Below are 14,428 nucleotides of genomic sequence, written 5' to 3'. Positions count from 1 at the left end.
AACAAGCAGATCCATGGGGTGAGACGGTGCGTTAGCCAGCCGCTCAATGCACACACCGTCTCGTAGGTTGTGCTATGGACAATTGTCCTGCACCACCACGTCATCAACTCCCGGATACCGCACCGGAGAGGATTGATAGCCCGGTGGAATAGTGAGGTATGCCAAGTTCGTTCCAGAGCTTTCGACTGGTCGCGGACCAAACGAAAAGTTCGTGCTGTTCGCAATACCGTCCCCGGCGGTGCCGACTACACTGCCGTCCGGATAAAAGGTCGCATCTACGTAAATGTATTCACCGTATCGGTCCGGCACAGGAATGCGCGCTACTTCAACTCCGTTATCGAAAAGCCACAGCTGCGACAAGTACGACTCAGCAGCTTGCGTAAATCTTAGGCAGTACCCCGAACTCATCGTGCCTTCGCTATTGAGACAGAGGAATGCGCCGTGTCGATCGACAGAACCAATGTACCCGTTGGTGGCCTTGAGCTTTGCGCGTACATTGGTGGTGCCGTTCAGGGCCGGAAGCGCATGATAGATGCCAGAGGTGGGACCGTTGGGGCCATTATTGACAGCCTGATTGTCCTCGATCTGGAGGTCAACCGCGCTGTCGCTTACCGTGGCCCAGCCATTCCCGACAGTGGGTGAATTGGGTCGGTTGAAGTCATCGGAAAACACGATGTTGCAAGTTTTTGCTGTATCGTTTCTCAATGCCTGCACTTCGGGCTCTGACAATGCTCGGTCATAGATGCGTACGTCATCAATTTGTCCATCTAGATGGTAAGAGGGAGTCGGAGTCAGACTGCCGATCCGCATCGGAAAATCACTCTGCGCTAAGTTGCCGGTGATAAAGGTCTGCGCTTTTAGAACACCATCAAAATAAAGCCGTTGCTCGCCTGAAGTGAATGTCATCGCATAGTGATGCCATTGACCATCCAGTGGAGGCGGGACGTCAGTCCATAGATCCGCATTACGGCCATCCGCAGTGGCGAATCGACCAAATAAGACTTTGTATGCACCGTGGAAATGTAGGTAGAAAGGGCGACCGGTGAGATCACCTTTCGAAATCAACACATCAGCGTAACCGTAGCTGTCCATCTTCGCCCAAAGGGAAATGCTAATTGCTTCAGACACGTTGAGGCTGACTGTGTTTGGCACTTCGATATAGTCTCCGTCACCATCAAGGTCGTATGCAGCATCGCTGTCGCCAAACCTGTCTTTTGTTGGGCTTGTGTCGCCGACTGTGAAGCCGTCATTATGATTTCCGCTAGAGTCTAAGGCGGTGCCGTCAAACTGATAAGATGCGATGAGCCCGTTGGTTGGTGGGGCAATTGTGGGGTCACGATAAAGCCAAGCGCCATACCGAACGTCTGACCAATTCAACTCAGCGTTTCCACTTGTTTCCATATAGTCTTTGTTGTCCCCCGAATCAGGCCGCCAGTCGAAGGCGGTAGCGATGGTGGCGCGGCCCAATTCACTCTGTGTTCGCATGATTCCAGCAACCGCGCGTGATGGAATTGGGGACCCTATGGTTGGACGCCATCCATTGGCAAAGAAATCCATCAGCCACGGGCTCGCTGAGTTCTCAAACCACACAGTATCCGGCCCGGGGCCGAGCGCTGGGCTCACTCCATAGCTGTTAAAAAGGGCATTCACCTCTTCGACCGTAGCCCATTTCCATCCCGTCACGTTAAATCCTTTGAGGATTCCGACGCATAGTCCATCCGGACAGGCGGCGTTGATGTCGCTCCATGACACATTTCTGAAGAGATCCGGCTGCAGCCACTGCCTCCCACTCGCTACAACAACATTTCCGGGTCCAGTCGCCGGATCATTGTCAATTGGGGGAGCGACCGCTGGGTTGAGATAGTCTTCGGCGACCCAACCGGTGATTCCGTTTTCGAATTCGACCTGCCACCACCACGAACCGTCAGCGAATACCGGGGTGTTCACGATCGTGCCATAAGCACCAGACGAAACGAAGCCGCTGGACCCTTCAGATATGTCTTCCCGCCAATTCGTATCAGCGGTTACCACGACAGAGTCCCCAATCGACCAACTATTGGGTTCGGGCGGCTCCTCGACGGTTACAACTGCAATCGCGGTTGTTGTACCTCCGTCGCCCGAGCAATTCACTTGGTAGGCGGTGGTAACCAATGGACTGACGGTGTAACTTCCAGAGGTTTTGTTATCAGTTGAGAATCCGAAACCGGTGCAAGATGTGCTATTCATGCTGCTCCAGTTAAGAATAGCGCTGTCGCCACTCGCTATCAGACTTGGAACTGCCGTGAGTGACGCAACTGGAGCCGGAATAGGCCCGATACGCGCCAAATAGTAGTCATCTGCAGCAAGATCCGTATCGAACAGGGTCGTAAGGAATAGAGAAATATTTGCCGCCGCTTCAGCGCCTGAGGACAATTTTTTTATTAGCCCTATAGGGCCGCCAAACTCTTCGACGATTTTATCGATTAGAAGACCCGCACCTTTCTTGGCAATAAATAAATCGAGGTCCCCAATAATGCAGGACATGAAAATCCAAGCATCATCATTCAACAAGACGTCTTCAGTGAAATAGGTCGCATATTCCAATGCCACCTCGGACCTGTCTGAGTTACCTCTAATTTTCTCGTTAAGGCTGCTCAGCGCGGAGGCCTGATCAATCAGCAGACGACCAGAACTCGCTATGCATGGATCTATTCCGCTCGACGCACGCCCAAAAAAGTCTCTTTCAAATATATCGAGCATTACAGACGCTAGGGGTATGACAAACTCCGTGCCAGTCGTGAGGATAAAACTGGACACCGCGTATTTGTTTAATGCCTGATCAGCCGGCAAGAAACCCGCAACGCCTACGGTTGTCAAATTCTTGAGTCCAGCGCCATCAAACACATGATCTTCCGCAGACTTGCTGAGCCCAAACCGGGCATCATAGCTTTCTTCGAGGTTTGCGTTGGTCGCACTGCCGTCGTCGTAGTACCCTTCAAAATCGGTGAGCATTTCGCCGATGTCGCGAAAACTAAGGAAGATCAGTTCGCCTATTCCAATCAGCGTATCGGTGAACCCAGGAACATCGATATGTCTGGGTGGAATTTTCGCGATCGTATCTGAGCCGCCGCCTGTTACGTCACTAAAAAAGAGCCATCGGGTTCTTCGATTCCAGAACGCGAAGCTAGAAGTTTCACCGGAATTTGCGAGCGCCGCACCAATGCACACGTCGTCCTCTGTACCAGTGTCACCAGCGAAATCTTCCGTAAACGCATCGGCGCAATCTTCCACGACGGCCGAGTTCGCATACGCTGGGGTTATGAGAGCTGCAGCAACCCTGGAGAGATAATGAGTGACTTGGTCAACTAAAGAGGTTGCTACTATATCGTCGGTGCTAAGCGTAGCAATCCGGCGAAGAACGGTCTCAATGCCTGCCGCTGTTTCCGGAGTGAAGTCTTTATTCACCCCGAACGTTCCTTGCGCAAGTTCTTCGTCAAGAATATCCGCCAGTGCATGCGTTTCTGGGAGCTTTTCCAAAACAGCAATGGCTAACGTATCTAGCATTGGATCGGAAGTGATGATTCCCGGCGTCAAAGCAACTAAAGCGACTGCTGTGCTGAGCGAGTCAATCTGTGGGTTGACTCTAACCAACCCCTCCGCTTTCGGGAACAGCTGCAACAGAAGGATATTTCCCTCCGAATCCGCCACCCGTAACAGTGCTGTCGCATCGGCGTTCATCCGAGCTGTGAATCGCCCATCCGGGAGGACCGGCGAGTCGTCGAATAAACCTACTCGCACTCTCAGTGAATCCAACACGAACGGCGCGGCCAGAGGCAATTCGATCTGACCCTCGAATACCCTCGTGTTGATTGTGATCGCGCTAGGACCATCGCCTAATTCGGCAACCTCTACGTCGCTCGGCGGCGCCAGCGGAAAAGTCGCGTTCACATCCCACGAGAGAGAGGCGACATTGAAGCGGAAGCGCCTGTCCTGTCTGATTACGAAGGTATCGGTACTCTGTGCGCTAGCACCGGTAGTTACTTCGCCGAAGTTCAGATCATCGTCAACAACAACCACGCCGGGTGCATCCACCACCACCTTCGCCGACGCGCTCAGAATATCGGGTCCGGAGTTGGTAATAGTCGCTTTGTATCCGTACTCGAATTCGTAACGACTCAATCGGTTCGACGAGACTAGCTGGTAGTTTCCAAGCGTAAGCGAATCCGCGGCATACGCCGGGGCCATCGCGCCAACGAACGCGGCAAGCAAGTAGAGACCGAAGATGGTGCACAGTGACGTGGCTCGGGCCATGCGCATTGGATGCTCCCTGCAATTTTAAATTGTCGTGGCGTAAGCGACCCACGCCGGGACTGGTTGTTGTGATTGTCGCGGCACTAATTTGCTCTTGCTTGGACACGGATCAAACCCATGCCAAATAAAATGAGCAGAAGAGGCGCAGCCAGCGGGACAGCGGATTCCGGAGATCTCGTCGAACCAACTGCCAAGAGGTCGAAAGTGTTCGGATCGTAGACCTCAAAGTCCTGCCGCCCGGGCAGGCCAGCACCGAGCCAAGTAAACTCAACGGCAAACCCGCTGACGGTCGCCCCATCCGCGATTCCACCTGCCAGTGCGAATGCCTCGTAAGCGGCCGGTAATGCAATCCCCGATCCAAGGAAATACTCATCCCAGTCGTTCGCCAACGGCGCTGGCGTTGCGATGCTCAACGATGTCTCGTCATACAATGACGGATCGAACAATACGTCAAACAGCTCCAGCGACACGCCGCTACCGAGTGACCCGCTATTCACTACAGTGTAATCGTACCGATAGCTCGAACCACCGAGCGGGGTCAAATCATATTCAATGATGATGGCATTAGCAGATTGAGCGAAAAGTACGAAGAGGGCGAAAGCCCATCGTGGTTTAAACAAGTTCATCGGACACTTTCCATTGCTTTTTGAGTTGTTGAGTTGGTATTGCGACTCAGCAAATATGATGCCATTGCAATGGGGCGCCTATATTTATGTCGCCTTACGAATCATCCAAACCGCCAGGCGATTGATTTGCTTACCCCTAGGACTATAAGGCGTCTGAATATCATCTCATCAGTTGCAATCTTAATCCCGCGGGCACTCAACGAAATGTAAAAAAACCGGACGCATACCAACTCGACGCGATGGGCAGCAAGAGGTAGACAACGGTGGGACGAAAAATCGGATGGCGGCTTTCCGATTGGATTCCGTGCCCTACGGCCGGTAACCTGCCCAATACGGTCGTTGACGGGTCGAATCCCCACCGGCAGTTTCGGCCGAACAACAGACGGCTGCATTGCCGAAAAATGGGTGCTTTTGTCGCAACGCGGACCGTGGGATCGTCTTAACGGTGGATGATTTCTCCGATCACATGCAAACCAAGCACGTCGTACTTCGGTGGGTCCTGTTGGCCTTCGGTCCCCTCCCGAGTCAGGGCGGCGAAAGCACGAAGGTTCTACCCAATTTGGAAATGTGCTCTGGCCCGAACTGGCGGCTCATCACGAGTGGTGAAAGATGACATCCGTGCCTGGCGGTGGTACGTTCGAAACGATTACGAGTCGGTACAGTTATTTCTTGCTTCGCGGCAGTAGCGCGCTCCGCGCTCTTGATGCCGCGCTCCTTACTGCCTTTGTGCACGAATCGATGGATCTTTCAGCTTGGCGCAGCGTATCAAGAAGCTTGTCTCGCATGCGTACCTCGGTGAGATTGGTTTGAAGCACTGCCAACATCGCTGACTCCTCGGCGACAATGCCTCCCTCGGCCTCCGCCACTTCCTGGGCGATTGTCAGAAGTTTCTCCTTAAACTGTTTTATGTCGATATCCCGAGTCTCGCGAGCGGTTTTCAATAAACTGCGAACAACACTCCAGTCCCATTCAGCAATTTGGGTTTGATGGAGGTCAATAGCGGATTGGACAAATTGTTCGTTGAAACCCCATTCGTTGGTCAGGTACCGCTCGATTACATGGATTTCATCGTCGTGGATAACCCCATCTGCGTGAGCAAGTCGAAGCAGGATCGGGATGATGATGTCCGCTATGGATGCGCCCAGCACATCGATCGGGGAATTGATGAAGTGAGGTATTTCTTCGACGGTTTCACGACGACATGCCGCCAGCAAGCGTCTCGTCAAAAACATTCCACCTGCACCCACTGTGCCGGCAGCCACCATTGCCCCGATGGGGGTCGCGACAAGACCCGCCGCTAGGCCGATTTGGCCCAATGCTCCCAGCGAAGTGAACCAACCCGCGTAGACCGTGCCAGCCACCCCGGCGCCGCCGAGCAATGCGGAACCTCCTTCGTGAATTCGGTCTGCTGTCGACAACAACTTGTAGGCATCGGCACCAATTCCGAGTTGCCGCTTGAATTTGTCTGGATCTGCGATGACGCTGGTGATGTCTTCATTGAAGAAATCCTCCAGTTGCTCATCAAAGGTCACGCCGTGGCACCGAGGGGACGGAAAACGCTTACAGCTTCGTTGATCTCTTCAACTATCTGGGGATTGCTTGACCTTAGGTCGTCTATGAATCCACGTGTTGTTGCGTAGATCGTCGCGAGGGTGCCGATAATGGAAGACAATGCTGGCCCAATAAACGGGATGAGCGCCAGCAACGCAGTCAGTATTGCGCCAACGATCAATCCTAACGTCGTGTTGGGAAACTTCTTGGCGACCAATAGCGCAATCTCGATTACCCGTTTGCCGATAGCGATTATTGTTTTGCCGATTTCGATCGAGAATTTCGCGATCTTGTGCAGAATCGCTTTCACTTCCGCAGGTAGGGGCAGTTTATCCAGATGCGCCTTTAGCTGTTGATCGGTCGCGTATTCCCGCTTCATCGCGGCAAGCTTCTCTTCTGACAGCGATGGAATATCTACCGAGTAGCGCTCGCCGGTCTCGGGATGGACTACTTCGACTATCATGGTGAGACTCCTTTTCTTTGTTGCATGCGCCCGAGATTGACCGATTGTCAACGTGGAGAGCACGACTCGCAAGATTAGCGGCGTCCGGGTACTCGCCGGACCCGTGGCCGGTTCACATGGTGTTTCAATCGCAACTCGAAAGCGGACCGACGTAATCGAATTTGTGTCGAGCCTCGGATTCCTCGAACGTCCAAATGCGATGCGTCCCCGCGCCGCGAGGTGTCGCGCCGGCCAGCATGACTTCAAGTGTAGAGGGGCTTCCGCTGGACGCGATGCATCATCCTAGTCTGGGCGCTTTCGAAAAGGTATCGCCCACGGTCAATTTATCTCGCTTCCATGCGTTCATGTAAGCCACTCGCCGGTCAGCTGTCACGCAGGTATGGGGCACCCTGCGATCTTGGCGCAGCGGGGCGGAGGTCGCGAGAGAGGGGCGTCCGTGCCCCATGGGGTGGGTCAGTCCGTGGCGGTCTTGCTGGCCCGGGTGATGGCGACCGAGGCGGTGTCGGCGGCGTCCCGAAGCGTACGGGTGGACAGATGGCTGTAGCGCTGCGTGACCTGCGGTTGGCTGTGGCCGAGGATCTGCTGGACCTCATACAGCGACCGGCCTGCGTTCACCAGGAACGACGCATACGAGTGCCGAAGATCGTGAATCCGTAGGTCGGGTAATCTAGCCTCGTGCCGTATGCGCTCCCACACCTTGTGGATCGTGGTGTATGGCTTCTTGGTCTTCCGGTTGATGAAGAGGTGGTCGAACTTGTCTTTTGTGTCGAGTGCATCGAGCACGGCGAGGGCGGCGTCGTTGAGCGGGACTGATCTTGGCTTTTTCGATTTCGACGTGGCTGAGGGAATGCGCCAGACGCGGTTGTCGCGGTCGACCATGTCCCAGCGAGCCTGGAGCGCCTCGTTCAGCCTGGCGCCTGTCGAGAGCAACCAGAGGGCGACGTTGCATACGACCCTGTTCGTGTCGGTGCGCAGGACTCTGAGCAAGCGTTGCAGCTGATCGTCGTCGAGGTAATGCTCGATTCGGTTGTCGTCGTTGAAGAGCTTGAAGCCGGTGGCTGGGTTCGACTGCAGTAAACCCCATTCGACGGCAAGGTTCAGGCAGCGGCGCAGGAGCTTGACCTGGTGATCGCAGGTTGCGCCGGCGAGACCCTGATTCCGCAAGCCGGTATGGAAGGTCTGGATTTGGGCCCGGGTGATCTGGTTCAGCTTGCGGTGGCCGAACTGCGGTTTGAGGTGACGGTTGAACAACTCCTGGTCGCGCTTCCAGGTGCGTTTGCGTTGCTTGGCGAAGGGCAGGTAGTGGTCGGAGAAGAAGTCAGCGAACGTCAGCGCGGCGTTGGCGGCCTTTTTCTCAACGCTGGGGTCCGCACCCAGGGCGATCCGCGCGCGCAGCTCCTTCGCCTTGTCACGGGCCGTGGCGAGGTCGATGTCGGTGATGCGGCCGATCTTGGCATGGGAGGATTTGCCATTGGCATTTTTGTAGCGGAGGTAAAAGGTCTGCCCCGATTGTCGGGCCTCAAGGTACAGGCCGGGGACGGCGAGTTTATGGTTCCCGTCGCAGTATTCGATTCGACGTTTGTCGGCGGGACAGGTCAGCTGATCGTTGTCGATCAGATCTTGGGTCAGTCTAACGATAGGCATGGGAATGTGCTCCAGAAGCAGGGAAGATGAAAATTGCGATATGGATGAAGTTGCCGGCCCGGATGTCGAGGCGGCAGCGCCGCGGCTAGGACGACAGCTCGTACTGCTTCGTGGCGCGTTTTCCGTGAGGTGCGAACCGGAGCGGGAGTTCGTCCCGGCGAACCGCATGGGCAACCACCGGGCCTGCAATCCATTTCAACCGGGACCGCCACAACGCCTGGCCCACGATCGTCTCGACCGTATAGCTGTGACCGTGCCGCATCGAGGGTATGAACGCATCCACGGCGGCCACGATGGTGCGGTAGTTCGTTCTTTCTACCCATCTGCCATTGTCCAGCTTGACGGTTTCTGTGGGGACGGGCGTCGGATTACGCATGATCAAAGTCCTCCGCGACGGTGATAGTGATGCGGCGCTGCTTGCCCCGGCTGATCTGGACGTCGACGCCCTGTTCGCGGAGACCGCCCATAAGCGGCTGGAGCCGTTTCGAGAGCGAAATCGGATTCTTCGGCCAGTAACGCCAGTATTCGGTGCCCTGCGGTGCGACGTCGTTCAGCTCGTCAAGCAGCTGGGTGGGAGTGCCCTCCCATTGAGGCACCTTCAGCTTTTCGGCGAACGCGAGTAGGGCCGCCGCGAGCGGACTATTCAGCAGGGTCTCGCGCTGTGCATTGCGCAGGACATCGGTGTACGCGTCCTGGTACGGCGTTCCGTGAATGCCTTCTGCGTGCTCCATCGCGGCGAGCCAGTGCGTGAAATCGATCATCCGGTAGTTGTGGATCGGTTCGGCCGATGGAAGCTGTGCGAACACCGCCGAAATCAGGTCGAGGAGACCGCGAAAGATTGTCGGCAGGTCCGCTTGGAACCTTCGAATCAGGTCTCGCTCGGATTGGCGGTTAGCGGATGCCAGCGATTTGAGATGAAGCGGAAGGCAGCGCTGGGCGAGGTCGGACTGCGTCACGAAATCGTGGATGCCGTTAATGATCAAAGCGGCGTGAAGGTGCAGTGTCGATTGGTCGGCGTCGGTATAAAGCCGGCGGGAGGTCAGTGCGCCGCCGGACGACGCGATGCATAGTAGGTCGGCCATCTGCGGCGGGATGCCACGGACGTTGTCGAAGGCCAGCACATGCGCATTGCGCGCGGCGATGGCGAGGTCTTTGCCGCTTCCGGGCAGGATCTGCACACCAACGTCATTCGGGTCGATCAGAGTTTGGATGATTCGGCAAAGGAAGGACTTGCCAGTGCCTTGCTCGCCCTGCAAAACGAGGATTGGGAACTTCGCGCTCGCCTGCTTCGGGTGGGCGAGGGTGTACGACATCCACGCTTTCAGCAGCAGGATGTCAGGGGCGGTCAGGTTCAGGTACTGATTTAGTCGATCAAGATCACCGTCCTCTGCCGGTTCGACCAGTGGTCGCGAAATGGGCGTTCGATGGAATAGCAGCGGTGAACCGTCGCGAAGCAAAACGACACTATTGGCGGTGACGCGGACTCGAGTGTTGGATTCGTCGTCGAGGTCAATTTCGATACCACCGAGGCAAGGCGCGACTCGATACCAAGCTTCGGCGCTGATTCCCCCTACGTCAGCGATCGACATGAGGTGCTCGTTCATGTCACGTAGCTCCCTGCTGGAAGGCACATGGCCCTTTTCTTGAGCAAGTCGGCGGATCAGGTTGTTGCCCTGACGAGAACCGACGGGAACGCACCGTGGGTTTCCGGGGCCGGGCATGACGAAGAAATCTTGTCCTTGCTGTGATCGGAAGAGGAGAAGCTCCACCATCAGATCGTGCGAAAATTTGATTTCCGACGCAGGAATCAGCTCTCCGCTCGACGAACCCGTCGACATGGCGCCCTTGGCGTTGCTCGTTGCATCGGGACCGTCATGTTCGTCGGGTACTTTGGAACTCTCTGCCGATCTGATGCCGGTTGTGGGTTCGCCACCAGAGGATCCGTTGGGCGATGCTTGCCCGAGTTTGGTCACGGTAATCCCTTTCGCGGGATTTACAGTTGTTGTTGGACTGTCATTTGTCTTCATAAGAATCTCCGAAAGATTGGAGATTCGACGATACGAAACAGCGGAGGGGCGGTGACTGGATTGCAAGAATTGGGTGGATAAGTGCCGGAAAAGTCAGAAAAAAGGTCGCGATACCTCGCAAAATGCGCCTAATTCAGGGCAAAGAATCGAGCGGGGGCTCGTGAAACAATGGAAAAAAGTTTGGTGGCCAGTGAAAGGCCACAGGGGCCGGCAAGTGAGGAGTCGGCGAGGTGAATAGCCTACTTAGCGTGGTCTTCAAGTGTCTGGTCGATGCATGCTCGCTCACCATCATTGAAGTAAGTCGTGAGCGTTCTGATGCCGGGGCATTGGATGTGGTCGTCGGCCGCCCGATCGCGCACGAGCTTGACCAAGGCATCAACACTGAACTTGCCTCGGGCGACTTGTTTTCGAAATCCATCGTCCGCTTGTGTGATCAGTCGGCCAATGATCCCGATCAGCAGATACAGCCGCTCAGTGTGGTCAACAGTTTTTCGCTTCGCCCGCATGGCTTCGCCGGCTTGCTGCAGGTGCAAGGCAGTAAGTGCATTGGCTCTTTGCCATTCGTTCAAACTGGTGCGTCGGATCAATGGCCACCGGTAGCTAAGCGTCTTGTTCTTTAGCTGGAGTGCGATGGGGAGGCCCATCGTCGCTCTCGCTAGCTCTGCAGATAGGATCGTGAATAGAACGCTCGGGATGGCAAATTGCTCAGTCAGATTCTTGCGATTGAGCTCCAGGAGCTCAAGGAACTCGTCAAGTTCCGGGGTAGGCACCGCAAGATCTTCAAGGGGTGGCATTGGCGCTCCAGACGCGTCGGACACTTTGAAATGTTCAATGCCGTTTCCGTCAGCGAGGTCAAATTGAACGCTGGGGTCAATGTTGCGGTTGTTGCTGTCAGCCACGATGTCGCCGGCAGATGCCACTTCTAACTCATGGAGTTCTTCGATGTATGGCCAATACGCTTCATCAGGCAGGCCCTTGGTGTGGCGCAGAATGTAGACGATGGCTTGCCAAAGGGTTAGGGATTGCAGCGTATCAACGTCGTCTAGGCAGCTAAACCAATGGACTTCTCGCAATTTCGGCATCGTGAATCCTTATGCTACGGCGAAAATTTGTTGGTGATGGTAGCAACAGCGATCTGTCCACACGAGGTGATTGATACCGTCGGCTGGGCGTGGCGGGTGGAGTGGGCGGTGATCGTCAACCGACGCCGAGGGCCATTCGTCGCTGCACCCGTCGCCCATAAGCCCATGAAAACTATCGGCCGGCGTCGAGTCGTCGAGTGCGTCGGGTCGGAGCGAAGATTTCTTCATGGAGACTACAGGAGGCAGGGCGGGGCGCAGTGGGGAGCGGATCGGGACGATAGAAAAGCGAGAAACACCCGACGACTCGACGCACCCGTCGCCACCCCATGCACTTCAATGAGTTGCTGGCGTCGAGTGGCTCGTCGAGTCGTCGGGTGGGTCTGGGTCAGTCGATCGCCGCCATCACCGCCCCCGCCTCGGGGTGCTCCAGCGCGTACTCTCTGAGCCAGTGGTACTGCTGGGCAAATACATCCGCGACCAGCATTCCGGAGAACGCCAGGTGGCTGTATGCGTAGAGGCATGCGGTGATGCCGAACGCATCCGCCGACAGCTGACCGTCAAAGCCATTCTCGCAGACGACGTGGAACACCGTGTCCTCATCGGGCGCCATGTAGAAGGCTCCGTTGCCGAGCTGATAGAAATGCCAATAGCCACCGCGGTAGTCAGCGCTCAGGCGTTCGGTCATCGCATACACCAAGGGCTCCAGGTGCAGGGGGAAGTGGAATCCGAACAGAGCCGCGGTATGGTTTACCCGATCCGACTCCTTGATCAACGTGCGTTCGATTGGATTCATGGTTTGGTCCTCGTGAAAGCAGGATCGGCACCATCCTTAGCACCGTCCTGTGAATGACCCTTTCTAACGGACACAGTTAATCCTCCGCAGCAGTGCGGTTCAGGATTGATTCGGTGTCGGAGAAAGGGGAGGGGGTTAGAAAAGGAAGTTGTCGCGTTGCGCGACGAAGTCTTCGGAAAGACCGGCCATCAATCGGGCTTGGGCCAAGACGGCATCGGCGAGATCTTCGTCCGGTAGTTCCCAGGCGGCCACCATGTCGAGGGCGTCGATCAAGTAATCTTCGTAGTCGTTCACTTTTGCCTCCATTGGTACAGGTAGTAACCGGAGCCGGTGACCAGCACGGTGCCGACGGTCCAGTAGGGGTAGGCGAGAAACAGCAGTGCCCAGCCGACGGCGCCGTAGACGCGGGTCTGCTGGAAGGCGAGCAAGACGGTGCTGAACACCGCGACAGCGATGAAGCTCACGGAACCTCCGAATTCGGTAAGTCGTTGAAAGAGAAAGGGCCAAGAAAGGTCGGTATACGACCGGCATTGAAAGACGCGCCATTGACGGACCAGAAAAAGCGTTGCGTGTCTTGGGGTTGCGTGCGTCGTCATCGACACACCAGGGGAAAGGAAGTCCCTGAGACGGGCTACTGCTTTCGGGACCGAGCGGCCGTCGCCTTCTTCTTGACCGAGGACTTCTTCCTGGCGGGTGTGTTTCCAGCTTCCGTGATGCGGCCGATATCCACGAGGGTATGTTTTCGCTGCCGACCCTTCACGGCCTGGACCACGCCCTCGGCTTTGAGCGCTGCGAGCAGGAACGCCGGCGTGTTCACGGACTTGCCCTTGAACAGCCTAAACAACGCCAGTGACGTGATAGCCTCGGGCTCCTTCTGGAGCGCGACCTCGATGTCCTTCACGGCGACCCACTCGCCGCTGTAGAAGCCACCGCCGGTGTTCGATGAAATGCGCATGTGGATGTGGTCGGCTTCGTCCCGACCGATTTCGTAGGTCAGCGTGCTCTTGTTGGACAAGGTCGGGCACTTGCCCTTCTTGATGATTTGCATCGTTCAGTCCTCCAGTTGTCTCACATAAGGTCCCCGGTTTTGCGTGATTCCACCGGCGGATCCAGGTTCTCTTCGATCACGTCGCGCAGCTCGCCATCCAGCCAGGGCTCATCTGGGATCACCACAGCCAGGCCCCATTGGTTGTTGGCGAGATAGACACCGATGAAGTGATCGTCCTGCTTGGTGAAGCCCTCCCACATCAGGTCGACGAGCCGGTCGTCGGCGTCCCAGATATCGGTCAGCGGGCGGTCGGTGTCGTGCTCTTCGACGAGGATCACCCATCCGTCAGCATCGGGGTCATAGGTGTAGCCGTCGGCCTGGTACTCCGTGATCAAGCGGTGCACGAGGTCGGCGACGATGGGGAAGGCGGGATTCGTGGTGTCCAGCTGCTGCAGGTCCGCAGCGGATTTGAAGTGCAACATGGTGTGTTTCCTCCGGGCACAAAAAAGCCCGCGCGAGGCGGGCGAGGGTTAAGGGGGGTGGGTGACAACGCAACGAGTGCGTCACCCTATGATTGATGTTTAATATCTAATCTATATATTTATCTGTATACCTAAGAGTATATATAAAATTACGCCGCGCCTTCCGTCCAAAAAGCGCCGAAAAACTCGGCGATCACGATGCTCCTAAGAAAGTGCTGTCGATCTTCAGCACGCGGGGAAATTGTTGATATTCAATCTGGGCTTGCCTTCACCCAAATGTATTTGCGGATAAATCCAACATGATGTGTTCCTTGAAGATACTTGAAAAACACCATGCTGTTCGGCCATTTCAAATTGACGACTAGCAATCATCTTCACCTGCCAAACACGGCATCAAACACGTGATCAATCCAATCAAGAAGAGCGGTGTCCCTGACGAACAATGCGAAAGCGGAGACAGGGCAGTCTTGTCGGTATGACGC

General features: G+C 55.8%; 12 protein-coding genes. All 12 read right to left on the bottom strand.

The annotated features are described in order from the left end of the window. Positions 1-72: 72 nt before the first annotated feature. Positions 73-4,296: a hypothetical protein gene (locus tag H6955_06415; GenBank protein MCP5313169.1), complete on the bottom strand. Its 4,224-nt coding sequence runs from the start codon at positions 4,294-4,296 to the stop codon at positions 73-75. Between the two features lie 77 nt (positions 4,297-4,373). Next, entirely contained in the window at positions 4,374-4,916 is a 543-nt protein-coding gene (locus H6955_06410) for a hypothetical protein (protein ID MCP5313168.1), read from the bottom strand. 662 nt (positions 4,917-5,578) lie between these two features. Next, entirely contained in the window at positions 5,579-6,448 is an 870-nt protein-coding gene (locus H6955_06405; protein ID MCP5313167.1) for a TerB family tellurite resistance protein, read from the bottom strand. Then, positions 6,445-6,930, bottom strand: a complete 486-nt coding sequence (locus H6955_06400) for a hypothetical protein (protein MCP5313166.1) — start codon at positions 6,928-6,930, stop codon at positions 6,445-6,447. The genes H6955_06405 and H6955_06400 overlap by 4 nt, the downstream gene beginning before the upstream one ends. Positions 6,931-7,383: 453 nt before the next feature. Then, the gene (locus H6955_06395; protein MCP5313165.1) at positions 7,384-8,574 is read right to left on the bottom strand and encodes a tyrosine-type recombinase/integrase; all 1,191 of its coding nucleotides are present in this window, start codon (positions 8,572-8,574) and stop codon (positions 7,384-7,386) included. A gap of 368 nt (positions 8,575-8,942) precedes the next feature. Next, positions 8,943-10,601 (bottom strand): hypothetical protein, encoded by a 1,659-nt coding sequence (locus H6955_06390; GenBank protein ID MCP5313164.1) that lies wholly within the window; start codon positions 10,599-10,601, stop codon positions 8,943-8,945. Between the two features lie 239 nt (positions 10,602-10,840). Further along, positions 10,841-11,683, bottom strand: coding sequence for a hypothetical protein (locus H6955_06385; protein ID MCP5313163.1), 843 nt, complete (start codon positions 11,681-11,683; stop codon positions 10,841-10,843). A 385-nt stretch (positions 11,684-12,068) separates the two neighbouring features. Then, positions 12,069-12,476, bottom strand: a complete 408-nt coding sequence (locus tag H6955_06380; GenBank protein ID MCP5313162.1) for an antirestriction protein — start codon at positions 12,474-12,476, stop codon at positions 12,069-12,071. A 135-nt stretch (positions 12,477-12,611) separates the two neighbouring features. Continuing rightward, positions 12,612-12,770: a hypothetical protein gene (locus H6955_06375; protein ID MCP5313161.1), complete on the bottom strand. Its 159-nt coding sequence runs from the start codon at positions 12,768-12,770 to the stop codon at positions 12,612-12,614. Next, positions 12,767-12,940, bottom strand: coding sequence for a hypothetical protein (locus H6955_06370; protein MCP5313160.1), 174 nt, complete (start codon positions 12,938-12,940; stop codon positions 12,767-12,769). Before H6955_06370 ends, H6955_06375 begins: the two co-directional genes overlap by 4 nt. Positions 12,941-13,107: 167 nt before the next feature. Then, positions 13,108-13,524, bottom strand: coding sequence for a hypothetical protein (locus H6955_06365; GenBank protein MCP5313159.1), 417 nt, complete (start codon positions 13,522-13,524; stop codon positions 13,108-13,110). 20 nt (positions 13,525-13,544) lie between these two features. Beyond that, complete coding sequence (locus H6955_06360; protein ID MCP5313158.1) at positions 13,545-13,946, bottom strand: hypothetical protein; 402 nt, start codon at positions 13,944-13,946, stop codon at positions 13,545-13,547. Between the last annotated feature and the right edge of the window lie 482 nt (positions 13,947-14,428).

This window comes from Chromatiaceae bacterium (assembly GCA_024235395.1).
Classification (GTDB): Bacteria; Pseudomonadota; Gammaproteobacteria; order Chromatiales; family Chromatiaceae; genus Thiosocius.
Note: the sequence above shows the minus strand (reverse complement) of the source record. Positions and strands in the feature narration are given on the sequence as shown.